Origin of the sequence: Rhizobium sp. YS-1r, assembly GCF_000757525.1 — a bacterium.
Lineage (GTDB): Bacteria > Pseudomonadota > Alphaproteobacteria > Rhizobiales > Rhizobiaceae > Neorhizobium > Neorhizobium petrolearium.
This window is the reverse complement of the sequence record NZ_JPYQ01000055.1, coordinates 470,060-494,006: the sequence shown is the minus strand read 5'-3', so window position 1 is coordinate 494,006 and position 23,947 is coordinate 470,060. Positions and strand designations below refer to the sequence as shown.

General features: G+C 60.2%; 26 protein-coding genes, 1 tRNA gene and 3 pseudogenes. 15 read left to right on the top strand and 15 right to left on the bottom strand.

What is annotated here, in order from left to right; genetic code table 11:
- Positions 1-87 precede the first annotated feature (87 nt).
- Complete coding sequence (locus tag JL39_RS25120; RefSeq protein ID WP_037157078.1) at positions 88-843, bottom strand: class I SAM-dependent methyltransferase; 756 nt, start codon at positions 841-843, stop codon at positions 88-90.
- An 80-nt stretch (positions 844-923) separates the two neighbouring features.
- On the opposite strand from JL39_RS25120, the gene gloB reads away from it, so the two are divergent.
- Both gloB and JL39_RS25110 read left to right on the top strand, forming a co-directional pair.
- Positions 924-1,694 carry a hydroxyacylglutathione hydrolase gene (gloB, locus tag JL39_RS25115; RefSeq protein WP_037157076.1) on the top strand — a complete coding sequence of 257 codons (771 nt, stop codon included), beginning with the start codon at positions 924-926 and terminating at the stop codon, positions 1,692-1,694.
- Entirely contained in the window at positions 1,695-2,111 is a 417-nt protein-coding gene (locus JL39_RS25110; protein ID WP_037157073.1) for a cupin domain-containing protein, read from the top strand.
- Positions 2,112-2,173: 62 nt separating this feature from the next.
- Here the strand turns inward: JL39_RS25110 and JL39_RS25105 are convergent, their stop codons facing one another.
- From JL39_RS25105 to JL39_RS25095, 3 genes are read right to left on the bottom strand one after another with little or no spacing between them, the layout of a single operon-like run.
- Positions 2,174-2,824, bottom strand: coding sequence for a lysoplasmalogenase family protein (locus tag JL39_RS25105; RefSeq protein WP_037157070.1), 651 nt, complete (start codon positions 2,822-2,824; stop codon positions 2,174-2,176).
- 35 nt (positions 2,825-2,859) lie between these two features.
- A complete protein-coding gene (locus JL39_RS25100) occupies positions 2,860-3,747 on the bottom strand; it encodes an EamA family transporter (RefSeq protein ID WP_037157067.1) in 888 nt (295 codons plus the stop codon).
- Between the two features lie 33 nt (positions 3,748-3,780).
- The gene (locus JL39_RS25095) at positions 3,781-4,554 is read right to left on the bottom strand and encodes a DUF3108 domain-containing protein (RefSeq protein ID WP_037157065.1); all 774 of its coding nucleotides are present in this window, start codon (positions 4,552-4,554) and stop codon (positions 3,781-3,783) included.
- Between the two features lie 248 nt (positions 4,555-4,802).
- On the opposite strand from JL39_RS25095, the gene rpmB reads away from it, so the two are divergent.
- The 3 genes from rpmB to JL39_RS25080 all read left to right on the top strand — a co-directional run bounded on the left by rpmB (position 4,803) and on the right by JL39_RS25080 (position 6,237).
- A complete protein-coding gene (gene rpmB, locus JL39_RS25090) occupies positions 4,803-5,093 on the top strand; it encodes a 50S ribosomal protein L28 (RefSeq protein ID WP_037157063.1) in 291 nt (96 codons plus the stop codon).
- Positions 5,094-5,207: 114 nt separating this feature from the next.
- Complete coding sequence (locus JL39_RS25085; RefSeq protein ID WP_037157062.1) at positions 5,208-5,846, top strand: queuosine precursor transporter; 639 nt, start codon at positions 5,208-5,210, stop codon at positions 5,844-5,846.
- Positions 5,847-5,934: 88 nt separating this feature from the next.
- Positions 5,935-6,237, top strand: coding sequence for a pentapeptide repeat-containing protein (locus tag JL39_RS25080; RefSeq protein WP_037157060.1), 303 nt, complete (start codon positions 5,935-5,937; stop codon positions 6,235-6,237).
- 12 nt (positions 6,238-6,249) lie between these two features.
- Here JL39_RS25080 and JL39_RS25075 read toward each other — a convergent pair whose 3' ends face one another.
- The 4 genes and pseudogenes from JL39_RS25075 to JL39_RS25060 form a co-directional block, all read right to left on the bottom strand.
- On the bottom strand, positions 6,250-7,218 hold the full coding sequence (locus tag JL39_RS25075) for an esterase-like activity of phytase family protein (protein ID WP_037157336.1): 969 nt from the start codon (positions 7,216-7,218) through the stop codon (positions 6,250-6,252).
- A gap of 32 nt (positions 7,219-7,250) precedes the next feature.
- The gene (cobT, locus tag JL39_RS25070) at positions 7,251-9,149 is read right to left on the bottom strand and encodes a cobaltochelatase subunit CobT (RefSeq protein ID WP_037157058.1); all 1,899 of its coding nucleotides are present in this window, start codon (positions 9,147-9,149) and stop codon (positions 7,251-7,253) included.
- 18 nt (positions 9,150-9,167) lie between these two features.
- A pseudogene (gene cobS / locus JL39_RS25065) lies at positions 9,168-10,162 on the bottom strand (cobaltochelatase subunit CobS).
- A gap of 58 nt (positions 10,163-10,220) precedes the next feature.
- Entirely contained in the window at positions 10,221-10,844 is a 624-nt protein-coding gene (locus JL39_RS25060) for a J domain-containing protein (RefSeq protein WP_037157057.1), read from the bottom strand.
- A gap of 121 nt (positions 10,845-10,965) precedes the next feature.
- Between JL39_RS25060 and JL39_RS25055 the strand changes: the two genes are divergently transcribed.
- Positions 10,966-11,247 carry a BolA family protein gene (locus JL39_RS25055; protein WP_037157335.1) on the top strand — a complete coding sequence of 94 codons (282 nt, stop codon included), beginning with the start codon at positions 10,966-10,968 and terminating at the stop codon, positions 11,245-11,247.
- 254 nt (positions 11,248-11,501) lie between these two features.
- On the opposite strand, the gene JL39_RS25050 is transcribed toward JL39_RS25055, so the two are convergent.
- Positions 11,502-12,059: a DUF308 domain-containing protein gene (locus JL39_RS25050; protein ID WP_037157055.1), complete on the bottom strand. Its 558-nt coding sequence runs from the start codon at positions 12,057-12,059 to the stop codon at positions 11,502-11,504.
- Between the two features lie 140 nt (positions 12,060-12,199).
- Here JL39_RS25050 and JL39_RS25045 point away from each other — a divergent pair, with 140 nt between their 5' ends.
- A complete protein-coding gene (locus tag JL39_RS25045) occupies positions 12,200-12,808 on the top strand; it encodes a TetR/AcrR family transcriptional regulator (RefSeq protein ID WP_037157053.1) in 609 nt (202 codons plus the stop codon).
- A 53-nt stretch (positions 12,809-12,861) separates the two neighbouring features.
- Here JL39_RS25045 and JL39_RS25040 read toward each other — a convergent pair.
- From JL39_RS25040 to JL39_RS25030, 3 genes and pseudogenes are all read right to left on the bottom strand, one after another.
- Positions 12,862-13,743 (bottom strand): annotated as a pseudogene (locus JL39_RS25040) (transporter associated domain-containing protein); the annotation flags it as partial.
- Positions 13,744-13,745: 2 nt separating this feature from the next.
- Entirely contained in the window at positions 13,746-14,888 is a 1,143-nt protein-coding gene (gene aroB / locus JL39_RS25035; protein ID WP_037157049.1) for a 3-dehydroquinate synthase, read from the bottom strand.
- Positions 14,885-15,484 (bottom strand): shikimate kinase, encoded by a 600-nt coding sequence (locus tag JL39_RS25030; RefSeq protein WP_037157333.1) that lies wholly within the window; start codon positions 15,482-15,484, stop codon positions 14,885-14,887. Before JL39_RS25030 ends, aroB begins: the two co-directional genes overlap by 4 nt.
- A 146-nt stretch (positions 15,485-15,630) precedes the next feature.
- On the opposite strand from JL39_RS25030, the gene JL39_RS32230 reads away from it, so the two are divergent.
- The 5 genes from JL39_RS32230 (at position 15,631) to JL39_RS25005 (ending at position 19,460) form a co-directional block, all read left to right on the top strand.
- Positions 15,631-15,789, top strand: coding sequence for a hypothetical protein (locus tag JL39_RS32230; RefSeq protein WP_037157047.1), 159 nt, complete (start codon positions 15,631-15,633; stop codon positions 15,787-15,789).
- 12 nt (positions 15,790-15,801) lie between these two features.
- Positions 15,802-16,746 (top strand): site-specific tyrosine recombinase XerD, encoded by a 945-nt coding sequence (gene xerD, locus JL39_RS25020; RefSeq protein ID WP_037157046.1) that lies wholly within the window; start codon positions 15,802-15,804, stop codon positions 16,744-16,746.
- A 63-nt stretch (positions 16,747-16,809) separates the two neighbouring features.
- Positions 16,810-17,763 carry an acetyl-CoA carboxylase carboxyltransferase subunit alpha gene (locus tag JL39_RS25015; RefSeq protein ID WP_037157044.1) on the top strand — a complete coding sequence of 318 codons (954 nt, stop codon included), beginning with the start codon at positions 16,810-16,812 and terminating at the stop codon, positions 17,761-17,763.
- Between the two features lie 180 nt (positions 17,764-17,943).
- The gene (locus JL39_RS25010) at positions 17,944-19,230 is read left to right on the top strand and encodes a murein L,D-transpeptidase family protein (protein ID WP_244446960.1); all 1,287 of its coding nucleotides are present in this window, start codon (positions 17,944-17,946) and stop codon (positions 19,228-19,230) included.
- Positions 19,227-19,460 (top strand): sulfurtransferase TusA family protein, encoded by a 234-nt coding sequence (locus JL39_RS25005; RefSeq protein ID WP_037157042.1) that lies wholly within the window; start codon positions 19,227-19,229, stop codon positions 19,458-19,460. Before JL39_RS25010 ends, JL39_RS25005 begins: the two co-directional genes overlap by 4 nt.
- A gap of 6 nt (positions 19,461-19,466) precedes the next feature.
- On the opposite strand, the gene JL39_RS25000 is transcribed toward JL39_RS25005, so the two are convergent.
- Together JL39_RS25000 and JL39_RS24995 are read right to left on the bottom strand one after the other, a co-directional pair.
- A complete protein-coding gene (locus JL39_RS25000; protein WP_037157040.1) occupies positions 19,467-20,630 on the bottom strand; it encodes a GTP-binding protein in 1,164 nt (387 codons plus the stop codon).
- A 13-nt stretch (positions 20,631-20,643) separates the two neighbouring features.
- A complete protein-coding gene (locus JL39_RS24995) occupies positions 20,644-21,723 on the bottom strand; it encodes a D-alanyl-D-alanine carboxypeptidase family protein (RefSeq protein WP_037157329.1) in 1,080 nt (359 codons plus the stop codon).
- Positions 21,724-21,918: 195 nt separating this feature from the next.
- On the opposite strand from JL39_RS24995, the gene JL39_RS24990 reads away from it, so the two are divergent.
- Together JL39_RS24990 and JL39_RS24985 are read left to right on the top strand one after the other, a co-directional pair.
- Entirely contained in the window at positions 21,919-23,082 is a 1,164-nt protein-coding gene (locus JL39_RS24990; protein ID WP_037157038.1) for a M20 aminoacylase family protein, read from the top strand.
- Positions 23,083-23,138: 56 nt separating this feature from the next.
- Positions 23,139-23,215, top strand: a tRNA-Arg gene (locus tag JL39_RS24985).
- Positions 23,216-23,339: 124 nt separating this feature from the next.
- Here the strand turns inward: JL39_RS24985 and JL39_RS31820 are convergent.
- Positions 23,340-23,531, bottom strand: coding sequence for a hypothetical protein (locus JL39_RS31820; RefSeq protein WP_152601258.1), 192 nt, complete (start codon positions 23,529-23,531; stop codon positions 23,340-23,342).
- Positions 23,532-23,674: 143 nt separating this feature from the next.
- Here JL39_RS31820 and JL39_RS32875 point away from each other — a divergent pair.
- A pseudogene (locus tag JL39_RS32875) lies at positions 23,675-23,797 on the top strand (alcohol dehydrogenase); the annotation flags it as partial.
- Between the last annotated feature and the right edge of the window lie 150 nt (positions 23,798-23,947).

The following is a 23,947-nucleotide window of genomic DNA, read 5'->3' as shown; positions in this document are numbered from 1 at the left end:
CGAGGGGCGAGGAATGGTCGATGCCGCCGACAAAACGCTCCGGTGGATCGTTTCGAAAGACGACCCTGATCCCAAAGCGAAGCGCCGTCAGCGGGGATGAACGTCACGCATCCGCATCGTCTGTACGCCCTGCGGCGCCAGCACCGGCACGAACACGCGGCGGGAGGCGCGCGCAGCGACCGGCAGGCCCTGGTAGAGCCGCTTTTGCGCTTCAAGCACGATGACACCTGAAAAGACCGGCCAGAAGCGCCGCCCCATACGCTCGAAGACATGCCGGAGCTTCAAGACGATGCGGATCTTCGACGGCGGGAAAAACAACGCCTCGGCACTGGCCCCGGGCGTGAAATTCGTCTCGCGAAGCAGAGAGGTGAGCTGGCTGCGCGAATAGGGCCGACCTGAACCGAACGGTGTATGTTCCATCCGCGCCCAGACGCCACGCCGGTTCGGTACCACGATGACGAGACGGCCGCCGGGCGCGAGCACCCGCCAGAGTTCCTTCAGCGTCTCGTGCGGATTTTCAGCAAATTCCAGCGAATGCACCATGAGCACGCGATCGACGGAGGAGTCCGGCAGCGGCAATTCCTCATCGAAGACCAGCGCCGTTGAGGAGAGTTCTCCAACCGGCCAGTTTACCGCGCCCTGGCCTGCCGGCATGAAGGCGAAGGTGCGCTCGGTATCGGCGCGGAACCGATCGAGATAGGGCACGGCGTAACCGAGCCCGACCAGCCGCTCTTCCGGCAGCCGCGCCCAAAGCGATGAAAGCGCCATCGCAATCGACTGCTCGGCGAGGTGGCCGAGCGGCGAGTGATAGAATTCGCGGAGATCAACGATATCGACGGACATCTGTCAGGCAAGTGGTTGGACTTCGAGGACGCAGCCTCTACATTGTCCCGCGAAGCGATTTGAGCAATAGGGGCGATGATATGAAACCACTGGAACTCGAAGTTTTTTCATGTCGAAGCGATAATTTCGGCGTCCTGGTCCACGATCCGGAAAGCGGGCTGACGGCTTCGATCGACGCGCCCGAAGAAAAGCCGATCCTCGACGCCGCCGAGCGCCGCGGCTGGAAAATCACCCATATCTTCACCACGCACCACCATACCGACCACGTCGAAGCCAATCTGGCGCTGAAGGAAAAATTCGGGCTCGACATAATCGGACCCTTCAACGAGGCGGTGGCGATCCCCGGGCTCGACAAGACTATGGCGGACGGCGACGAGTTCCAGTTCGGCGACCACTTCGTCCGCGTCATCGAGACGCCCGGCCATACCGCCGGCCACATCTGCTACCATTTCCCGGACGACAAGATCCTCTTTGCGGCCGACACGCTTTTCGCGCTCGGCTGCGGCCGCATCTTCGAACGCCCGGCGGCCGACATGTGGCATTCGCTGCAGAAACTCGCCGTCCTGCCGGACGAGACGGCGGTCTATTTCGGTCACGAATACACGCTGTCCAATGCCAGATTTGCGCTGACGATCGATCCGGACAATCCGCGCCTCCAGGCTCGAGCCGAGGAGATCGAGGAAAACCGCGCTGCGGGGAAATTCACGATTCCGACCACGATCGGGCTGGAGAAGGAAACCAATCCGTTCCTGCGCGCCGCCGATCCTGCCATCCGCCGCAACTTGCTGATGGAGGGCAGGTCCAATGAAGAGGTCTTTGCCGAAATCCGCAAGCGGAAGGATAATTTCTGAATGGATATCCAGGAGATAATCCGGGTGCTGGACATGCAGCCCCATCCGGAAGGCGGCTGGTATGCCGAGACCTTCCGCGATGACAATGGCGGCACCCGTGGTCATTCCACTGCGATCTACTACCTGCTTGAAGCCGGTCAGCGGTCCCACTGGCACCGGGTGCGCGACGCGGCGGAGGTCTGGCATTTCTATGACGGCGATCCGCTGCTTCTCTGCATTTCCGATGGCACGGCGACGGAAAAAGTGACGCTCGGCATCGATCTGGCAAAGGGCGAGCGGCCGCAGGCGATCGTGCCGGCGGATGCCTGGCAGGCGGCAGAACCGCTCGGCCGTTTCACACTGGTCGGCTGCACGGTCGCGCCTGGGTTCGAGTTTTCAAGCTTCGAAATGGCGCCACCCGGCTGGGAGCCGGGCTGATATCCCCCTTGGCCAACTGGCTACCTGGCTGATCTTCCTTCGGCCAGTCGGGAACTTTCGGCTCAATAGGGGAGCCCGGCAATCGCCAGCGTAAAGACAAGCTGCGCAGCATAGTAAGTGCCCCAGACGAAGGGCCTGAGTCTTTTCATCACAGGATCATCCGCCCTCACCAGGAATGTCTGGATGGCGAGCGCTGTATCCGACATCACAAACAGGATGGCGCCCGCCGATGGCGGGACAGGCTTCAGCGCGACGGCCGACAACGCCATGGCGATAATCGCCACAGCATAAGCCGCGACCGGGATTGCGAGCGGTCCGGCTGGTCGCCAGAGTACGAGAAGCATCATCGCCATCAGGGTGACGAAGGTCCAGGCCGCGGTGTAACGCCAGGGGCTGGCAACGACCAATTCCGGCATGATCGACGGCCAGAAGAGCGCGATATAAGCGAGATGTGAAAGGAGGAAGGCCGAAAGACCGGCAAGGAAGGCACCTTCTCGATCATAGGCAAGGAAGGCATCCCCCAGGGCGCCGAGCGCAAGCGCCGCGACCAGGAGAAGCGGCGCCTGGATGAGCAGCGCGTAGATCGCAAGCAGCAGGACGGGCGCGGTCTTCAGCGCAGCGCGCCAATGGCTTGAGCGCTTTTCAAGGCAACGGAAATAGAAAAGTGCAAGCGCAATCGACGCGGCAAGCACGACAGACAAAAGAACGGACATCTTTCCCCCCGACGCCTCCGGTTATTCGGAGACGCCTACTCAGCAACCGCCTCGCCGATCGGCTTCGGCCGGAACATGTCGCACGCGGCAAGCACCGCGCCCCCCGTAATCAGCAGGCAGGCCACCGCGATACGCCAGTCAGGCTCGGCAAAACCCGTGGCGACCAGGATCAGCGTCGACAGCAGCGGCGCTGCATAGCTCGCCGCACCGATGATCTGGATGTCGCCGTTCTTGACACCGTAATCCCAGGCATAGAAGGCCGCCCCCACCGGCAGCAGGCCAAGACCGACGACAGCCGCCCATTCACCGCCATTTGCCGGCCAGATTGTCGTCTCCAGGGCCAGATGGCAGATCAGCGACAAGGCCGAAGTCGCGAGGCAGAAGCCGGTCACGACATCGGTCGAAACCCGATCGAAGCGCCGCGTCAACAGTGAATAGCCGGACCAGGTGAAGGCGCAAAGGAAAGCCGCACCATAGCCGACCAGATAGGCCTCGTCGAACGACAGACCGTTGCGCGATACGATGGTGATCGTGCCGCAGAGGCCGGCGACGGCGCCGATCACATGATACCAGCGCAGTTTCTCGCCCGGCAGCAAGGCGGAGCCGACCACGATGAATAGCGGCCACAGATAGGCGATAAGGCCTGCCTCCACCGCCGGCGCATTCCGGAGCGCCGTGAAATAGAGGAAATGATAGCCGAACAGCCCGCCGATGCCGGTGATCCAGACCTTCGGCGGTTGCTTCAAAAACGCGATGCGCCGCGGTTTCAGGATGAAAAGGATGATGCCCGGCAGGCTGCCGATCGCGAAGGTGACTGCTGAAAGCTGGAACGGCGGCATCTTGCCGGACGCGGCCGTCATCAACGCAAGCAGCGACCACATCAGGATCGCTGTAAAGCCGATCAGAGTTCCCCGGATTTTCACCCCTGCCCCCTCGACGCCCTGCCGAGCGTCATTTCAGCCGCCATACTTGACGGCAGTCACATATACCGGCCCCATCCTGGTGGGGATGCGGGCGTAAACGGGAGCATATACATTCGCCGACTGTGCCTTGGCAAACCAGATTTCCATCGGCGTTTTCCTGAGATACTCGATATCGCTGCGCCCCCGACGGAAGCCGGATTTCGGCACATAGCGGATCGAGCAGGCGATCGCATCGCCCTTGAAGCCATCCGTCGAGAAGGGCCTTATGCCCTTCAGCGTCAGCACGAGATCCATGCGGGACTCTCCGTCATAGATCGGCAGGCGGCTCGGGCAGATTTTGGCATTGGCTGGGAAGATGAGCCCGCTCAGCGGATCGAGAACGGAATGCAGATCGTCCTCTGTCACCGGAATCCAGTTTTTCGGATTGCGTCTCGGCTCGGGCTTGACGGTCGTTTCGGTGACATTGCCGTTGCGATATTCGACCTCGTAGATACGCGTGCGCTTGCCGGCGCTGTAGACGAGATTGTAGCGATCGGCTTGCAGCTTGTCGGCCTGCATGCGCCCGCTCACATTGGTCTCGGCCGAGATGCGGCTGATGATGTTGACGATGCCGGCGGATTTGAAGATGCCGGTGATCTTGTAGTCCTTGCTGTTAAATTCGCTCGAAAAAGAGGCCTTGGCGATCGGCAGGATGCCGAGCGAAATGTCGTACTCGCTGACATGCCGGATCTCCTCGGAGCCGATCGGAACGGCGGTAAGTCCGAAGATGAACATGAATGCACTGACAAAACGGCCCCGAGGGATCATGATTCTGCCCTGAACGATGAGGACGCCGAAAGCGCCTTCCCACCCACATATAGACCGGGCATAATGGCAAGAAAATAGCGGCATAATCTCACCATAGGTGGAATCTCCGGGGTTTGGCCAAGGTTTGGCTTGACGCGGCGGACCTCACTGACTATAGAACCGCAACTTTCCAATCAGGACCAGTTGGATCGGGGTGCCGGGTATTGCCCGGAAAGACCATCCGATTGCAGAAGAACAAAGGTGTATCCATGTCTCGTGTGTGCGAACTGACCGGCAAAGGCGTTCAGACCGGCAACAATGTAAGCCACGCCAACAACAAGACCCGCCGCCGGTTCCTGCCGAACCTCTGCCAGGTCACGTTGATCTCCGACGCTCTCGGCCAGCGCTTCCGTCTGCGCGTTTCCGCGCATGCCCTGCGCTCCGTCGAGCATCGGGGCGGTCTCGACGCCTTCCTGCTGAAGTCCGACGAAAACGAACTGTCGATGCGCGCTCGCCTACTGCGCCGCCAGATCGTCAAGAAGACTGCCGAAGCCGCTTAATCGCCCGGCGACATATCATCCGGCTTTGAGGGAGGCTTGAACGGGTAAAACCGGACAAGCCTTTTCTCTTGCCTCAATATTTCTCCAACTGGTGGCATCACCCAGGATAAAAAAATGCAAGTGACGCGCTATACCCTCATCTATGCTCTGATCATGGCGGCCGTTGTCGTCGCCTCGAACTTCCTGGTTCAGTTTCCGGTCACGGGAACGTTCTGGGGCATCGCGCTCGCCGACCTTCTGACCTGGGGCGCGTTTATCTATCCCGTCGCCTTCCTGGTCACCGATCTCGCCAATCGACAGTTCGGCCCGGCAATTGCCCGCCGCATCGTCCTCGTCGGCTTCATCGTCGGTGTGACGCTTTCGTTCCTGGCCTCCGCGCCGCGGATCGCGATCGCATCGGGCACCGCTTATCTCATCGGCCAACTTCTCGATATCTCGGTCTTCAATCAACTCCGCCGCCAGACCTGGTGGCGTGCGCCGCTTGCGGGCTCCCTTCTCGGCTCGGCGCTCGATACTCTCTTGTTTTTCTCGCTGGCCTTCGCCGCGATCTTTGTCTTCATCGGCCCGAACGAGGATTTCGCAATCGCATCGGCTCCGATCTTCGGCGCCTTCGCCATCGAGGCTCCGCGCTGGGTCTCCTGGGCGCTGGGTGATCTTGTCGTCAAGATCCTGGTCGGTATCGTGCTGCTGTTGCCCTATGGCGCGCTGATGAACGTGCTGAAGCCGATGCCGCAGGTGGCCAAGGTCGCCTGACCGGAAGCTGCCTCGTCTCCACTTGAAAGTCGCACAAAAGCGCTGCAATTTGCGCGCGCCAGCGACGGTTCAAAAAAGGTGGACGCCAATGAAGATTCACGATGTCATCGACGTTGTTGAAGCGACGAATTCAACCTTTTCAGGTTCGTCATTTGAAAACGTCAACCTCTCCGGAACAAGGTTCAACGACATCAATTTTTCTGGGGCGACATTCACGGATAGCAATATGTCGGGCTGGTCCATCGATGACGTCAATCTCTCCGGATTGCGCCTCCAGAACGCAAACCTTTCAGGCGCGGAATTCACGGGATGCAGAATGACTGGAGCCAGGATCGACGGCATCCCTGTTCAAGACCTGCTTGATGCGTACAAGGCTGCGAAAAAGGACTGAAGCCGGAAACCGCTATTGGTTCAGCCGGAACTCCAACATGACGTTCCGCTGCAGGAGATTGCCGTTGTCGTCCGAGACCAGGATCAGATGCGGCTTTCCCTCTGGCCCTATAACGACGTCCAGCCCTTCCATATTGTCGATCGCATAACCCATGTCGGCGTCGATGAGCACCTCGCCGTCCACGACGGCGCCGGGACGGATGCTGTCGCCCCTGATCCGGCGGATGCGCATGCCGAGCCCACCGGTGAAGCTGAAGCGGCGTTCCAGCAGCAGGAAATCGCCGCTCGGCAGGAAGGCGCCATCCGTTACATCGTAGGGATCGTGGCGCGCGACCTTGAACACACCCCTCAGCGGCCCCTCAAGGATCGCTGCAAACGAATTGCCGTCATCGTCGATGCTGTGCTCCGTGACGACGACAAGCACCCCCTTGAGCGGGCTTGAGGAAGGCGAGACCGCCAAGGTCTCCATCCCGGCATTCATCCGAAATTCATGGCGGGGGATGACGGGATCGAGCGTCTTCAACGGAGCGGAAGTCTCAAAGCCTGGATCGGGATAGATATCGACGCGGTGGCGCTGCTCGAAACTGACGATCGCCTGTCCCCGGCGCAGAGCCAGCCCTTCGGCATCCGTATAATATTTCGAACCGGCACGCCCGCCTTGGATGAGGATCGGGCTGATCGAGATATCCGAGAGGCCGGAAAGCCGGCCGCCGCCATCCCGCTCGATCCTGCCCGTCAGCCAATTGCCGGTATCGAGGACGGATACGAAACCCTGGACATCGGAGCGAAAGCGTATGCTTGACAACGATTGCAGCCGGCTGTCGGATGACGAGAACTCGATACCGCCGAGGAATTCCAGCGGACCGAAACGCGTCTCGGCCGAACCCCGCTTGAACTCCGTGATCGCCCGCGCCCTCACCGAGACGCTCTCCGTCGCCGGCGCCACCGGAAAAGCCAGCGCGCTGAAAAGCGCGGAGCAGATGGCAAGACGGACAAGCTTCAAGAGAGTAAGCCTCAACCGGCCCGGCGCATGCGGCCCGTCGAATGACCGTTACTCTCTTCGAAGAGCGCCGCAAGCTGCTCGGTCATTGCGCCTGCAAGCTCGTCCGCATCGACGATCGTCACGGCCTTGCGGTAGTAACGCGTCACGTCGTGGCCGATGCCGATCGCCAGAAGCTCGATCGGCGAGCGCGTCTCGATCTGCTCGATCACCGCCCGCAGATGCCGTTCCAGGTAGTTGCCCGGATTGACCGACAGCGTCGAGTCGTCGACCGGTGCGCCGTCGGAAATCATCATCAGGATCTTGCGCTGCTCGGGCCGGCCGATGAGGCGCTGATGCGCCCACATCAGCGCTTCGCCATCGATGTTCTCCTTGAGCAAACCCTCTCGCATCATCAGGCCGAGATTGCGGCGCGAGCGGCGCCAGGGCGCATCGGCCGACTTGTAGACGATATGGCGCAGGTCGTTGAGGCGGCCGGGGGTCGGAGGCTTGCCGCCGGCGAGCCACTTCTCGCGCGCCTGCCCGCCCTTCCAGGCCTTGGTCGTGAAGCCGAGGATCTCGACTTTCACGCCGCAGCGCTCCAGCGTGCGGGCAAGGATATCGGCACAGGTGGCCGCAACCGTAATCGGCCGGCCGCGCATCGAGCCTGAATTATCGATGACCAGCGAAACGACCGTATCGCGGAACTGGGTGTCGCGCTCCTTCTTGAAGGAAAGCGGTTGCATCGGGTCGATGATCAGGCGCACGAGGCGGGCCGGGTCGAGATAGCCTTCTTCCAGGTCGAAATCCCAGGAGCGGTTCTGCTGCGCCATCAGGCGACGTTGCAAACGGTTGGCGAGCCGCCCGACCGCGCCCTGGAGATGAGCAAGCTGCTTGTCAAGGAAGGCGCGCAACCGGTCCAGTTCGGCCTCGTCGCAGAGTTCCTCCGCCGTGACCTCCTCGTCAAATTCCTGCGTAAAGATCTTGTAGTCGACCTTTTCGTTGAAATCGTCGAACGGGCTGTTCGGACGACGGGTTTCGCCCGGCGTCTCGGAATGTTCGTCGCTGTCGTCCGACATGTCCTCGTCAGACATCTCGGCTCCGTCCATCTCGCCGTCTTCGAGTTCATCGTCGGAAGCTTCGCTCTGCTCGGCGGGCGCGGCGTCGGCACCGGCTTCTTCCTCGACGTCCTCGTTGTCGGTCTCATTGCTGCGCGGCTGGTCTTCCTCGCTCGGATTCTCCATTTCCTCCGGCTCGGAGTCCTCCTCCGCGAATTCCTCCGCCATCTGCATGGAGGACAGCATGTGCCGCACGAGCTTGCCGAAAGCCTGCTGGTCCTCGATCACACCCTTCAGGTTATCGAGATCGCCGGATGCCTTTTCCTCGATGAAAGGCCGCCAAAGGTCGAGCACCTTGCCGGCACTGGCGGGCGGCCGCTCGCCGGTCAGTTTTTCACGCACCAGCATGGCGACGGCTTCCGCGACCGGCGCATCTTCCTGCCGCTCGATGCCGGAGAAATTCGCTTTGGCATATTTTTCGGCGTGCATCGAATTGAGGTTAGCCGCGACGCCGGCCATGCGCAGTGCCCCGATCGATTCCACGCGGGCCTGCTCGACCGCGTCGAAAACAACGCGGGCGTCGGAGCCCTGCGGCGACATATTGGCATGGACATTCGTATCATGGCAGGCAAGCCGCAGCGCCATGGAGTCGCCAAGACCACGGGTCACCGCAAGCTCGTGCGCCGTCGGTCGCTTGGAAATTTCCGGCAGGCGGATACGCTCGCCGGCAAGACCGGGGCGCTCGTTCGCGAACGAAACCTCGACCTCGTTGTCGCCGGCAATCGAGCGAATGCAGCCGGTGATCGCCTGCCGCAACGGCTCGGTATCCACCGGCCCGCCGGGTTTGGCCTTCGAATTGTCTCCGCGCACTGCCATGATGCCGCCTCCGTGCGTTTATGCCCCGAGAACGATGTTGGCTGCGCTTTCCTTCAGCTCGACACCGAAGGCGCGCTGGTACTGCTCGGCGACCAGCGTGCGCTCCAGCTCGTCGCACTTGTTGAGGAAGGTGATGCGGAAGGCAAAGGCGATATCGCCGAAGATCTCGGCATTCTCCGCCCAGGTGATGACCGTGCGCGGACTCATGACGGTCGAAAGGTCGCCATTCATGAAGGCCGAGCGGGTAAGATCCGCAACGCGCACCATCTTGGAAACCGTCTCGCGACCTTCGGCGGAAGCGCCGAAACTCTTCACCTTGGCGGCGACGATGTCGACTTCCTTCTCATGCGGCAGATAGTTCAGCGTGGTGACGATCGACCATCGGTCCATCTGCGCCTGGTTGATCTGTTGGGTGCCGTGATAGAGGCCGGTCGTATCACCGAGGCCGACAGTGTTGGCGGTCGCGAAGATACGGAAGGCAGGGTGAGGGCGGATGACGCGGCTCTGATCGAGCAGGGTCAAGGGCCGGAGGATTCCAGCACGCGCTGGATGACGAACATGACGTCCGGGCGGCCGGCATCGTATTCGTCAAAGACGAGCGCGACATTGTGCTGGTAGGCCCAGGGCAGGATACCATCCTTGAATTCGGTGACCTGCTTGCCATCCTTCAGCACGATCGCATCCTTGCCGACGAGATCGATACGGCTGACATGGCTGTCGAGGTTGACGCGCACGCAAGGCCAGTTGAGACGGGCTGCGACCTGCTCGATATGGGTGGACTTGCCGGTACCGTGGAAGCCGGACACCATGACGCGTCGGTTATGTGCAAAGCCTGCAAGGATGGCGAGCGTCGTATCGCGGTCGAACAGGTAGTCCGGGTCGAGATCCGGGACATAGGGGTCGCCATTGCTGTAGGCAGGAACCTTCCAATCCGTATCGATGCCGAAAACTTCCCGGACCGAAACAGTCGTATCGGGCAGATTGGAAATATCTAGATCAATCTTACTCATCATCTCTCCAAGGCACGGGCCGCCGCCCGTCCGTCATCCTCACTGACGCAATTTTTACGGCTTAGCAGAAACCCGCCTGCTTCAACAACTGATATGCTTGAACGACAGCGCGAAAACGTTCTTCCGAGCCGCGATCGCCGCCATTGGCATCGGGATGATGCTTCTTGACCAGTTCCTTGTAGCGGCTCTTGATTTCAGTCGCTGTCGCATTCCCCGTCAACCCCATCGTGTCGAAGGCCTTTGCTTCCAGCGTCTTCAGCTTGCGCTCCTGGGGTGGAAAGCGAGGGCCGCCGGCACGCGCCTGTGAAACGAAGCCGAACGGATCCCTGAACCGTTGCGCGTGGGCACCGCCGGATCGCACGGTCGAATGAAGTGGAGCCTGCTTGGCCGATTTGTTGACGCCGAGCGTCCAGGTCGGGCGATGGCCCGTCACCGCCTCCTTCTGGTACCGGGCGATCTCGCCGTCCGAAAGACCGGAAAAATAATTATAGCCCTTGTTGTATTCTTTGACGTGTTCGAAACAGAACAAGAAAAACTGGCCTTCCGCATTGCGGCCCACGGGAGCGCGGTGAACTCCGGGCTTGTCACACCCGTCCCACTGACAGGTCGGCGTCTGGGGGGCCGCTTCCTGCTGCCTGTTCCGGCGCGTCCGGATACGATCGAAATATTTGGAATCTAGCTTCATAAGGCCCTCATTATGGGATGGCCGGCAGGATGCGGCAAGAATTGACAAAGCGCTTTCTTACTGGTTTGTGGGATGCCCCCTTGAGGTCGCCGCCGCGACCTATGTTGTCATGGAGCCGAACATGTCCGTCAAAGCCCGGATCGAAGCCACGCTTACCGAAAACCTTGAGCCGGAACGGCTGGTCGTCATCGACGAAAGCCATCAGCATGCCGGTCATCAGCCGCACTTCACCGGCGCCGAGGGGACGCATATGCGTGTCCGTGTCGTCTCAGCCAAATTTTCCGGAATGAGCCGTATCGACCGACATCGAATAGTGAACGCGCTTCTGAAGCCGGAACTCGATGCCGGCTTGCATGCGCTGGCGGTGGAAACCGCAGCACCCGGCGAACCGACAAACTGGTAGCAGGGCTTAGATAGGAATAATCATGGGAGAGACCAAGGCCTAAGCGCTCGTTTTGAGACGCGTTGCCGGCCTGGATCACCGCTCCCGTGATTAGGGTGGATGCTGGTGGCTTTGCGTCAAAAGCGATCATCGCGCCATATCAATGCCGAGCGGATTGATGGGGCCTTGCCGGTGAGTTGCGGGGAAAAATGAGCTGTATTTCTTCTTCCGGCGGCGGCAATTAACAAGTTTGCCGTCGCCGGACCAGGCAGTGCCTATGCATATTTTCTGCGATAGGCTGCGACGACAAGCCAGATTGCCGAAAGCAGGAAATAAAAAGCGCCGAACCCGACATAGGGTACGACGTCCAGGATGGTCGGCGCCGCCGTGCCAAGGGATCGGCTGATCATGAAGCCGCCGGCGAGGGCCGACTGCGCACCGCTCAGGATCATCACCCATTGCGCGCCATAGGCACGCCAGCGCCTTACCCCCGTGTACAGTTGAAGCAGACCCGAAAGGATCGCCCAGACCCCAAACACGGCCAGGACGGCGTATGTACCATTACTGACCGCCACGATGACGGCGAGCGTCGTTATCATGCTGACCACGACATTTAATGACTGGGACGGGTTGACCTTTAGGCCGCCGTTTGTCCGGGCATCAACCAGATTGGCGAGCGCATCCCACAACGGGTAGATCACCAGCAGAAACGTGGCGGGGCCGGGTTGCGCACTGAAGAGAATGGCGGCGGCAATCCAGGCAATGGAGAATGTGGCGCGTACGAAATAATAGGATCGCAGCCAGTTGGATTGGGTGGGAGATTGGCTTTGCATTGACAGGCTCCTAATTGTTGACTACCTACTAGTAGGAAGATGAATCCTCTAGATCAACCCGACGCTCAAACACTTCCTTGTGAAAAGCGGGAGCGCCGCAACATTCTTGACAATATGCCTACCAGAAGGTAGGCATCGGTATGAAATCAATGACTTCGACTTCGGAAAAAATTCTCGACATCGCGCAGTCTCTCATTGTCACGGGAGGCTATAACGGGTTCAGCTATGCCGACATCTCGGCTGCGATCGGCATCAGGAAGGCGAGCATTCACCATCATTTTCCGACGAAGGCCGAGCTGGTCTCGGCGCTGGTGGATCGCTACAGGCACCAGGCGGAAGCGGGCTTGAAGTCCTTGCGCGAGCAGGTCTCAAACCCTGCCGAACAACTGCAGTCCTACATGAACTATTGGCAGTCATGCATTCGGGATGCCTCGTTACCCTTCTGCGTCTGCGCGATGCTCGCCAGCGAGATGCAGATGCTGCCGGAAGGCGTTGCATCACGCGTCCGCGCCCATTTCCATGGTCTTGCAGGATGGCTCACCTCGGTGCTGCAGGCAGGAGTGGAGCAGGACCTGTTCCGGCTGGACAACCGACCGGAAGAGGAAGCCCAATTGCTGATGGCCTCGGTTCATGGGGCAATGCTATCCGCAAGAGCTTTCGACGATACCCGATTGTTCATCGCAATCGTCGCCCCCCAGATCGCCAGGCTGCGAGCACCGGATTACGCGGAAACTGTCGCACAAAAGTAGCCAGCAGGCGAATACGCAGGGGCCGCCCCGACGACCCTCAAGATTACTGAAGGCTACTCCGCCGGCAATGTAGCCTCGTCCGCCGGTCGTATCCTCAGCCGTGTAATGCGGTTCTTCTCGCGCTTCATGACGATGAAGCGCTTGTCATAGAAGGTGAAGGCCTGCCGCTCCTCGGGGATGAGTTTCGATTCATGAATGACAAGGCCGGCAATCGTCGTCGCTTCGGCATCCGGTAAGTTCCAGTCGAGCGCGCGGTTCAAATCGCGGATCGGCACCGATCCATCGACGACGATCGATCCGTCCGCCTCCTGGCGCACACCTTGAATCTCGATGTCGTGCTCGTCGGCAATGTCGCCTACGATCTCTTCAAGGATGTCCTCCAGCGTCACGATGCCCTGTACCTCGCCATATTCGTCGACGACGACGGCAAAATGCACCTTGCGGCGCAGGAAGGCATTGAGCTGATCCTTGAGGCTGGTGCTGTCCGGCACGAACCACGGTTTTTGGGCGATCTTGACGATGTCGATATTGTCCAGCTGCGCATTCGGCTCGGCAAGCGCGCGCAGCAGATCCTTGGCATGCACGATGCCGATGATGTTCTCCGTCGAATTGCGCCAGACGGGCATGCGCGTATAGGGGCTTTCCAGGACGGTGCGAACAGCCACGTCCGGCGGATCGTCGGCATTGACCGCCCGCATCACGGTGCGATGCTTCATGACATCGGAGACTTCCAGCTCTTCCAGCTCGAAGAGGCTGCTCAATCGATCCCGGTCCGGCCTCTCGAAATTGCCCTCGCGATGGATCGCGTCGAGCGCAGCATGCAGGTCGTCGTGGTTCGAAAAAGCAAGCGTCTCAGGAGAGAGCGAAACACCGAACAGACGGAGAAGTCCGCGAATCAACGCGTTGACGGCACGCGACAACAGCCCTCCCATCGACGTCATTTCGGTCGCTTTTCCTCCAGAAAACTCAAGACTTCGGACGATGGCACGTCGTTCGCGATAAAGGACTGGCCGATGCCATGCGTGAGGATGAAGGTGAGCTTGCCGCCCTGGACCTTCTTGTCCTGCGCGATCGCCTCGAGCAATTTTTCAGTCGGCGGCAGCTTGCCCGGGATATCGCTCATCGAAGTCGGCAAACCGACGGCCTTCAGGTGGGCCTCGACCCGCCCGGCATCGTCCGGGCTTGCGAGATTGAGCCTCGCCGAGAACTGATGCGCCAACACCATGCCGATCGCAACACCCTCTCCATGCACGAGCCTCTTGCTATCATATTCGGTCGCCGCTTCCAGCGCATGGCCGAACGTGTGGCCGAGATTGAGAAGCGCTCGGCGGCCCGTTTCCCGCTCGTCCTCGACGACGACATCGGCCTTCGCCTGACAGCTCACCGCGATCGCTTCGATCCGCTCCGGACCGCCTTCGAAGACCTCTCTCCAGTGCTTTTCCAGCCAGACGAAGAAATCCGGCTTGTCGATCAGCCCGTATTTCGCGACTTCCGCATAACCGGCGCGGAACTCCCGCTCGGAAAGCGAGTCGAGCGCGGCGGTATCGGCAAGCACGAGGCTCGGCTGGTGGAAAACACCGAGCAGGTTCTTGCCGTGATGGGTGTTGATGCCGGTCTTGCCACCGACGGAGGAATCGACCTGCGCCAGAAGCGTGGTCGGGATCTGCACGAAACGCACCCCGCGGCGAACGATGCCGGCGGCAAAGCCGGCAAGATCGCCGATCACCCCGCCGCCAAGCGCAATCACGCAATCGTTACGCTCTATGCGGGCCGAAAGCACCATATCGGTGACGGTTGCCAGATGTTCGAGGCTCTTCGTCTTCTCACCCGCAGGCAGCGTCAGGGAGACCGCTTCGATACCGTCGGTCTGCAGGCTGTCCATCAGGGCTTCGAGATAAAGCGGATCCACATGTTCGTCGGTGACGATCGCCGCCTTGCGGCCCTTGAGCCGCGACGTGATCTCGCCCCCGGCCCGCGAAATCAGGCCGGGACCGATCAGAATGTCGTAGGCGCGGTCGCCGAGCGGCACATGCACAAGGCGCTCCAGGGATCGCTCGGGAGATCGGGAAGATACGTTCATCGCAGTTCACTTTCACTGGAATGATCGGCCATGCCGACAATGGCGGACAGCACTTCGTTGACCATGACATCCTTGCGGACATTCCCCGACTGGACGGTCAGATCCGCATCGGCATACACCGGATAACGCTGGATCATCAGGTTTTCGAGCGTTTGTTTCGGGTTCTCTGTCTTGAGCAACGGCCTATGGTCGCGTTTGCTGACACGCTCCCACAAGACATCCAGATCGGCTTTCAGCCAGATGGAAATGCCGCCGTTCTTGATTTGCCTTCGCGTATTCTCGTTGATGAAGGCGCCCCCGCCGGTCGAGATCACGCGCGGTCCATTCCTCAACAGGCGCTCGATGACGCGGGTCTCGAGTGAGCGGAACTCCGCCTCACCATAGGCCGCGAACAGCTCGCTGATGGTCATGCGGGAGACTTTCTCGATCTCCGCGTCCGTATCCACGAACGGGATGGAAAGGCTCTGCGCAACAAGCCGACCGATCACCGACTTGCCGGCGCCCATCAGACCGACAAAGACGAGATTGCGCTTGCCGAGAACGGCACGCGCCTTTTCGCTGAGGGTCGGTGCGGCGGAGGTTGCAGCTTCTGTCATCGTCAGGTCCGTTTCGAACACGGTATCGACAAATGCCGGGGCAGCGTCAAGCCGTCGCAATACCTAAAGACAGCGGAGGATTGTTTGTTCTTGTTCTTCCATAAACCTTTATCGATATAGTGCGACGCAACCTTGTGGAGTTCCGGATGCCCACCCTTTTTCGTTTCCTCTTCGTGCTGGCGGTGATCGCAGGCATCGTTTATGGAAGCATGGTGGCGCTCGTCATGCTGGTGGAGCCGCGCGAACGCGATGTGACAGTGCGCATTCCTTCCGAGCGGCTGAACCCGGCATCACCTCAACGATAACGGCAAACGGACATGGTCGATCTTTCCCGCGCCCATATCGAAGCCTTTCTCGAAATGATGAGCGCCGAGCGGGGCGCGGCCGGCAATACGCTCGCCTCCTACGAGCGCGACCTCGAAGACCTGCATTCCTTCCTTGCCTCGAGCCGGAAAACTCCGCTCACCGCCGAAAGTGCCGATCTTGCAGCCTATCTCGCTCATCTGAGCAAACAGGGGTTTGCGGCCTCGTCCCAGGCGCGGCGGTTGTCGGCCATGCGGCAATTCTACAAGTTTCTCTATGCGGAAGGCCTGCGCGGCGACGATCCGACCGCAATCCTCGAAGCGCCTAAAAAGGGCCGCCCGCTGCCCAGGACCATGAGCGAGGATGATGTGACCCGGCTGCTGGAACTTGCGGCGAAGGAGGCGGCAGAGCCTGGGCCGGACCAACTTTCCCGCCTCAGGATGCTGGCGTTGCTCGAACTTCTCTATGCCACCGGCATGCGCGTCAGCGAACTCGTTTCGCTGCCCATCAAGGTCCTGGACCAGGAAGGCCGTTTCCTGATAATCCGTGGCAAGGGAAACAAGGAACGGCTGGTACCGCTCTCCCGCTCGGCCATTGCCGCGCTGAAATCCTATGGCGAAGCCCGCGCTGCCATGGTTGCCAGAACCGGAGACAGCCCCTGGCTTTTCCCGTCGTCCGGCAAAGAGGGTTATCTTCCCCGGCAAGTCTTCGCGCGCCATTTGAAAAGCGTCGCCGCTCGGGCCGGTCTCAGAACCACGACAATCTCGCCGCATGTGATGCGCCATGCCTTCGCAAGCCACCTTCTGCAGAACGGAGCGGACCTCCGCGTAGTGCAGGAATTGCTTGGCCATTCAGACATTTCCACCACGCAGATTTATACGCATGTTCTGGAAGAACGGCTGCGCGAGCTTGTTGAAATGCATCACCCTCTTGCAAAACAGGCCAAAAACCGGGATTAGAGGCCCGACCGCAACGGGGAACTCCGCGTTCCTGAGCTAAGAAGTAACGGGAAACCGGATCTCATGCAGACTTATCTCGATTTCGAAAAGCCAATCTCGGATCTCGAGGGGAAGATCCATGAGCTGAAAAAGCTCGCCTCGGAAGACGAGAGCATCGATACGTCCGAGGAGATCACGAGGCTCGAGGCCCGCGTCAGGGAAGCGACCAGGGAGGTTTACGCCAAGCTCGGAGCCTGGGAAAAGACGCAGGTCGCGCGGCATCCGCAGCGTCCGCATTTCACCGACTATTCGACCCGGCTTTTTACCGATTTCACGCCGCTCGCAGGCGACCGCAACTTCGGCGAGGATGCCGCGATCCAGGCGGGTCTTGCCCGCTTCAACGGCATGCCAGTCGCAATCATCGGCCAGGAAAAGGGCCATGATACGAAGACGCGCCTCAAGCACAACTTCGGCAGCCCCCGTCCGGAAGGCTATCGCAAGGCGATCCGCGTCATGGAAATGGCCGGCCGCTTCGGCCTGCCGGTGATCACGCTGGTCGATACTGCAGGCGCCTATCCGGGCGTCGGCGCCGAAGAACGCGGCCAGGCGGAAGCCATCGCCCGTTCGACCGAAATGTGCCTGGCCTTGAAGGTGCCGATGGTTTCGGTCGTCATCGGTGAAGGCGGTTCCGGCGGAGCAATCGCGATCGCCACGGGTAACCGTGTCTACATGCTCGAACATGCGATCTATTCGGTGATTTCGCCGGAAGGTGCCGCCTCCATCCTCTGGCGTGATTCGACCCGCGCCCGGGAAGCCGCCACAAACATGAAGATCACGGCGGACGACCTGAAGGCGCTTGGCATCATCGACGGCATTATTCCCGAACCGCTCGGCGGAGCGCACCGCGAACCGGATACCGTGATCGCCGCGACCGGCAAGGTGATCGCTTCAGCCCTTGAAGATCTGGGGCAACTGTCCGGCGACGAACTCAGGTCCGCGCGTCGGCAGAAGTTCCTCGATATTGGCCGCAATCTCTAATCCGTGGACGGCTGCCGCTGAAATTGCCAAATTTGGCCACATTGCTGTAAACAGTGATGTTGGGCGGTTTTGCTGGACAGACGGATAGAAGCGGTTAAGAAGATGTAAAGATTACCGCTTTATTGATCGAAGTCCCGTACCGATCCCGGTCGGCTTTCGAAATCCATGTGGTCCGTTCCGATGCGTCTGATGAAACACATCGCCTTCGCTCTTCTCGTGGCAACCGCGCTGACGGGCTGCAATGACACGCTCGATTCGGCAAGCACCGACCTCAAGAGCGTCAAGAACAAGGTCGAGCAGCCTCTGCCTTCCCGCATCCTTGCGGAGATGCAGAAGAAGAACATGCCGCGCAATTCGCCGATCATGGTCCGCATCCTCAAGGAAGAGGGTAAGCTGGAGGTCTGGAAGGCAAGGGCCGACAATCGCTTCGAGGTGATCAAGAGCTACGACATCTGCGCCTGGTCCGGAAAGCTCGGTCCGAAGGTCAAGGAAGGCGATCGCCAGGCTCCTGAAGGCTTCTATAACCTGACGCCGGCGCATCTGAACCCCTACTCGAAATACTATCTCGCCATCAATACCGGCTTTCCGAACCGTTACGATCAGGCGAACAGCCGCACCGGTTCCAACCTGATGATCCATGGAGCCTGCTCGTCGTCCGGCTGCTATTCCATGACCGATGAGCAGGTTCTGGAAATCTATGCCTTCGCCCGCGACGCCTTCAAGGGCGGCCAGACGACTATTCAGCTCCAGGCTCTTCCCTTCCGCATGACCGCGGAGAACATGGTCCGCCACCGCGACAATTCGAACTATGACTTCTGGAAGATGTTGAAGGCCGGCTACGATAATTTCGAAGTCACCAAGCGCCCGCCGGAAGTCGCCGTCTGCGAAAAGAAATACGTCTTCAACCAGCAGGTGGAAGGCAACGGTACGTTCAACGCAGCGTCCGCCTGCCCGGCCATGTCGACCCCGCCGGCGCTGGTGGCCGCATTGGCCTCCTATGGAAAGACCTATGACCTCGCCTATCAGAAGGCCCTCGACAAGTTCGACGGCAAGGTCTGGTACGAGCCTTCCGAAGCGGAACGCAAGGCGGTTGTCGCCGAGAAACGCAAGGGCCGCGACCTGGCCTACGCGCCGACCGGTACCTCGCTCGAAGCCGGCAAACTGATGAGCCAATCGGAATTCAAGGCGATGATGGAGAAACGCATGGCTGCGCAGAACAAGCCGGCCAATACCATGCTCGCTTCCGCCGCTTCCTCGCCGCGTGCCTCCTCCGCCGCCGAGCGGATGAAGCAGGACCGCCTGCCGACAGCCAGCACGCCGCCTCAGACGCCGGCTCCCACCACAGCAACCGCTCAAGGGACGACAACCGTTCCGATCCCGGATCAGAACCCGCTCGCCTATGCAGCACCGCAGCAGGTCACGGAAGTCAAGAAGAAGCCGTTCTGGAAATTCTGGAGCACGGAATGAATTCCACCGCTGACGGCCTCTACGACCTGAGAGGCCTGAAGTGTCCCCTGCCCGTGCTGAAAACGCGGCGGCGGCTGAAAAGCATGGAAAGCGGTGCGGAACTCCTGATCGAAACGACCGACCCGCTAGCCGGCATCGACATCCCGCATTTCTGCACCGAGGAAGGTCATGAGCTCATCCGTTCGGAAAAGACCGGAGTCGGCCACCGTTTCCTGATCCGTAAAGGATAGGCGGATTTACATCCGGAGCCCGGGAACGGAGAGCGGATTCTCTTCCAGCGCCGCTCGATCCGGCCGGTCGATACGCGGTTGTCCGGTGAAAGCGGCGAATAGATCCGATACGAAAGCCTCCGGCAGGTCTTGCGTGATCAGCACCATGCGGGTGCGGCGATCCGAACCTTCCGGCCATTTCGGCAACCGTTGCGGGGGATGGAATACGCTCTGCACCCCGTGCAGCACCAGCGGTCGGTCCGGATTGTCCGAGAGCGCCACGACCGCCTTCATCCTGAGCAGCTTTTCCCCATGCGCCGAGCGCAGCAGATCGACGAACATCTCGATCGCCATCGGATCGATCGGCTTGTCGTGGATGATCGAGAACGAGCGGATATTCTCGCCGTGGCGGGTCACATCATGATGATGGTGGTGATGGTGCCCATGCCCATGATGATCGTGTCCGTGATGTTCATGGTCGTGATGGTGATCATGATGCTCTTCGGCATCGTTCGCTATCTCGTCGTGCAGCCAGCGATCCACGTCAGCGATCTTGGTCGCCGGATCGTAGAGCCCGTTTTCCAGAATCGACGCCGTACCGGCTTCCGCGCCGTCACCATCGACGACTGGCGCGCGCGGATTGAGCGTCGCGAGCCTGGATTTGAGGGCGGCAATCTGGGCTGCATCGGCCATGGAAAGCTTGGAGATGATGAGCCGGTCGGCGACCGCTGCCTGTTTCACCGCCTCCTGATGACGATCGAGCGTCGAGAGCCCGTTGACCGCGTCCACCACCGTGATCACGCCGTCAAGCTCGAAATTCTGCGCGATCACGGGATTGCCCATGACCGATTGCATGACAGGAGCGGGATCGGCTAGGCCGGTCGTCTCGATCACCACGCGGCGGAAGGGCTTCAGCCGGCCGGTCTGGATGCCATCCATCATATAGGCCAGCGAATCGACCAGTTCGCCGCGGACGGTACAGCAGAGGCAGCCGTTGGAAAGTTCCACCAGGGCGTCACCCGAAGCCTCGACCAGGAAATTGTCGATACCGACTTCGCCGAACTCATTGATGATGACGGCAGTGTCGCTTGTCCCCGGGTCCTTGAGGATGCGGTTGAGCAGCGTCGATTTCCCCGCACCGAGAAAGCCGGTGAGGATGGAGACCGGAATCCGGCCGCGGATAGAGGACATCAACTATTCCACTTCAGAATGTCGGGCGGGGCTGCGGAATCGGCACATTGGCGATCTCTTTCCTGCCCTTGGTGGATGCGACCTTGTCTTTGGCGGGTGCAATGTCCTCGCCTCCGAACAGAACGCCCGCGAAGCTGTAGACCGGCGGCCTGGTCATCTCGTGAATATAGGGCGAGTGCAGCACCATGCGGCCGGCATCGTCGCGATTTTCGCTGCGCACCTTGGCTGCCTTGGGATTGCAGATCTCCGCGCTGACATCGTTGACGGCGGCCGTGTCGCCATAAGGAGCCAGAGAGGCAAGCGGCACGCCCTGGCTCGGCGAAGATGTCAGTCCCAGTTGCAGAAGATTGGCCGTATCGTCCGCACGGCCGGCTAGGCTGTCCGACCCCAGCACGACGGAAATCACCGTGCGGCCGTCACGCGTCGCCGAGCCGACCTGGTTGAAGCCGGAGGCGCAGATGAAACCGGTCTTCATGCCGTCCGCGCCATCAAAACGGCCGATCAGCGTATTGAAGTTGGTATACTGCTTGTTGCCGGTATCGATGCCTTCCAGCGAGAAATAACCCTGGTATTCCGGAAAATCCTGTTTCAGCCGGAGAGCCAGCAGTGCAAGGTCGCGGGCTGTCGTATACTGGCCCTTTCCCGGCAGTCCATGCGGGTTGATGAAATGCGTCGACGTCATGCCAAGGGCCTTGGCCTGCGCATTCATCATCGCCACGAACTGGTCGGCCGAACCGCCAACGGTCTCGGCAACCGCGACGGCCATGTCGTTGGCCGATTTCACAAGCAGTATCTTCAGCGCGCTGTCCATGGTGAGCCTGGAGCCGGGCTTGAAATACATCTTGCTTGCCGGCTGCTCGGTCGCCTTCTTGCTCATGACCACCGGCGTATCGAGCGTGAGCTTGCCGCTCTTCAGCGCCGTGAAGGTGACATAGGCCGTCATGAGTTTGGTCAGCGAGGCGGGATACCACTTGAGGAAGGCATCCTCGTGGGCAATCACCCTGCCCGTCCTCACGTCGACCACCATCTTCGGGTTGGCAGCGGCACTTCCAGCCGACAGGAGCAAGCCGAAGGCCGTGAAAGCGGAAATCAGCCGGGCAGTGGCCCCAGGTCGAACGGGTGAAATCGGCAAGGTCGTCCCTCGTTGTTGCGGCTTAACGAGTGTGGCGCATATGCGGCCTATGTGGCCAAGCAATGGCAAAGAAGATTGATTGCGTCAATCAGGACAGGCACTATCTGCAGGGGAGGACGATTCATAACCGCGTGAGCAACAAAAACAGGGAACCCTATGCCAATCTTGAACCGGGCCGCCGAGCTTCAGACCGAAGTCAGCAGATGGCGACGATATCTTCACGAAAATCCCGAAATTCTTTACGACGTCGAGAACACCGCCTCTTTCGTTGAACAGAAGCTGAAAGAACTCGGTGTCGACGAGGTAATCACCGGCATCGGCCGGACCGGCGTCGTCGGCATCATCCGCGGCAAAGGCCCGGCTAGCCGCACGATCGGGCTTCGTGCAGACATGGACGCTCTGCCGCTCGATGAAATCACCGGCAAGGCCTGGGCTTCGAAAACACCCGGCAAGATGCATGCCTGCGGCCATGACGGGCACACGTCCATGCTGCTGGGTGCGGCGAAATACCTCGCCGAAACCCGCAACTTCAACGGCAGCGTTGTCCTCATCTTCCAGCCTGCGGAGGAAGGTGGCGCCGGCGCACTGGCGATGATCGAGGACGGCATGATGGAGCGCTTCGGTATCGAGGAAGTCTATGGCATGCACAACATGCCGGGCATTCCGGTCGGCCAGTTCGCCATCCGCAAGGGAGGCATCATGGCCGCGCCCGACCGCTTCACCATCACCATCAAGGGCCGCGGCGGCCATGCAGCCCAGCCGCACAAGACGATCGACCCGATTTTCATCGGCTCGCAGCTCGTCGGCAGCCTGCAGGCGATCGCCGCCCGGAATGCCGATCCGCTACGCTCGGTCGTCATCTCCGTGACGCGCTTCGACGCCGGTACGACGCACAACATCATCCCGGATGAGGCAACCCTCTGGGGTACGGTCAGGACGCTGAGCGAGGAGACGCGTGATCTTGCTGAGATGCGTATCCGCCAGATCGTGGAGGGTATCGTCAGTGCACATGGCGCGGAAGCGAACATCGAATATGAACGCAGATGTCCGGTCACCACGAATCATGATCAGGAGACGGAACATGCAATCAGTGTCGCGACCGGGGTTGTCGGCGTCTCCAACGTGGACACCAATGTCGATCCCGCGATGGCCGGCGAGGATTTTGCCTTCATGTTGAAACGGCGGCCCGGCGCCTTCATCTTCATTGGCAACGGCGATACGGCAGCTCTCCACAATCCGCATTACGACTTCGACGATGAGGCGATCCCTTACGGCATTTCCTATTGGGTGCGGCTCGCCGAGCAGCGATTGACGGAGTAAAGCTGCGGAAAAGACTTGGCTAAATCGGGCGGCTTTTGTATGGATGTCGCCTGAGTGGTCCCGTAGCTCAGCAGGATAGAGCATCAGATTCCTAATCTGGGGGTCGCGCGTTCGAATCGCGCCGGGATCACCAATCCAACCGGGATGTTCCCTATAGGCGCGGAGCCGGTGGAATTGCTAAAAAGGTTTGTCCCTACGAGCGCTGATGTGTCCCTGACGCTTTAATAGATTTGTCCCTGATGTTAAACGGGCCGAATTCAGGCGAAAAAAGCAACGCAACAGCCGGATTCAAGCCAACTCTGCACTTCCCGAAAGAAGGCATTGGCAGACCTAGCCGTGGAGCGGTGGCCTGCGCCGTGATCACCCCACCAGTCGGTAACGATACCCGTCGCGAATCCCTCGCCAATGGCGGCGATGAACCAAAGCTGGTTTGTCACGAGCTTGACCACGTTGCCTGTCCCCAATTCACCGCAATGGATAGGTGAGGCAGAATGCTGCCTGCGACGCAGTGCCGACAAGGGAGCCTACAGAGACCGTTACGGCGAAATCCCGCTCGTACTCGATCACTAGGAATACCGCCACAGGGCCCGATTACAAGCGAGGCAAGTTACCCGTCGACCGCTTGTTGTCGGGAACGGGAAAACTCGAAGACATCAACTCCGCGTTTGACCTCCTCAACGAAGGTAAGGTCATTCGGCACCTTATCGTGATGTGAATTCCAGGGGTATGTTTCCGGGTTCGATCGATGTTCCATGGAGGGAATACGTAGCATCCGGGAAGCTCGATTTCGGCCGGGTGGCGCTCGCCTCTTTCAGAGCCTAGTCGAAACATGGGAAAACCATGTTGATTATCGGCCGCAAACGCA

Coding starts and splice junctions, on each gene's coding strand:
- JL39_RS25120 (WP_037157078.1), bottom strand. CDS start 843: ATGTCCGTCGATATCGTTGATCTCCGCGAATTCTATCACTCGCCGCTC.
- gloB (WP_037157076.1), top strand. CDS start 924: ATGAAACCACTGGAACTCGAAGTTTTTTCATGTCGAAGCGATAATTTC.
- JL39_RS25110 (WP_037157073.1), top strand. CDS start 1,695: ATGGATATCCAGGAGATAATCCGGGTGCTGGACATGCAGCCCCATCCG.
- JL39_RS25105 (WP_037157070.1), bottom strand. CDS start 2,824: ATGTCCGTTCTTTTGTCTGTCGTGCTTGCCGCGTCGATTGCGCTTGCA.
- JL39_RS25095 (WP_037157065.1), bottom strand. CDS start 4,554: ATGATCCCTCGGGGCCGTTTTGTCAGTGCATTCATGTTCATCTTCGGA.
- rpmB (WP_037157063.1), top strand. CDS start 4,803: ATGTCTCGTGTGTGCGAACTGACCGGCAAAGGCGTTCAGACCGGCAAC.
- JL39_RS25085 (WP_037157062.1), top strand. CDS start 5,208: ATGCAAGTGACGCGCTATACCCTCATCTATGCTCTGATCATGGCGGCC.
- JL39_RS25080 (WP_037157060.1), top strand. CDS start 5,935: ATGAAGATTCACGATGTCATCGACGTTGTTGAAGCGACGAATTCAACC.
- cobT (WP_037157058.1), bottom strand. CDS start 9,149: ATGGCAGTGCGCGGAGACAATTCGAAGGCCAAACCCGGCGGGCCGGTG.
- JL39_RS25060 (WP_037157057.1), bottom strand. CDS start 10,844: ATGAAGCTAGATTCCAAATATTTCGATCGTATCCGGACGCGCCGGAAC.
- JL39_RS25055 (WP_037157335.1), top strand. CDS start 10,966: ATGTCCGTCAAAGCCCGGATCGAAGCCACGCTTACCGAAAACCTTGAG.
- JL39_RS25050 (WP_037157055.1), bottom strand. CDS start 12,059: ATGCAAAGCCAATCTCCCACCCAATCCAACTGGCTGCGATCCTATTAT.
- JL39_RS25045 (WP_037157053.1), top strand. CDS start 12,200: ATGAAATCAATGACTTCGACTTCGGAAAAAATTCTCGACATCGCGCAG.
- aroB (WP_037157049.1), bottom strand. CDS start 14,888: ATGAACGTATCTTCCCGATCTCCCGAGCGATCCCTGGAGCGCCTTGTG.
- JL39_RS25030 (WP_037157333.1), bottom strand. CDS start 15,484: ATGACAGAAGCTGCAACCTCCGCCGCACCGACCCTCAGCGAAAAGGCG.
- JL39_RS32230 (WP_037157047.1), top strand. CDS start 15,631: ATGCCCACCCTTTTTCGTTTCCTCTTCGTGCTGGCGGTGATCGCAGGC.
- xerD (WP_037157046.1), top strand. CDS start 15,802: ATGGTCGATCTTTCCCGCGCCCATATCGAAGCCTTTCTCGAAATGATG.
- JL39_RS25015 (WP_037157044.1), top strand. CDS start 16,810: ATGCAGACTTATCTCGATTTCGAAAAGCCAATCTCGGATCTCGAGGGG.
- JL39_RS25010 (WP_244446960.1), top strand. CDS start 17,944: ATGCGTCTGATGAAACACATCGCCTTCGCTCTTCTCGTGGCAACCGCG.
- JL39_RS25005 (WP_037157042.1), top strand. CDS start 19,227: ATGAATTCCACCGCTGACGGCCTCTACGACCTGAGAGGCCTGAAGTGT.
- JL39_RS25000 (WP_037157040.1), bottom strand. CDS start 20,630: ATGTCCTCTATCCGCGGCCGGATTCCGGTCTCCATCCTCACCGGCTTT.
- JL39_RS24990 (WP_037157038.1), top strand. CDS start 21,919: ATGCCAATCTTGAACCGGGCCGCCGAGCTTCAGACCGAAGTCAGCAGA.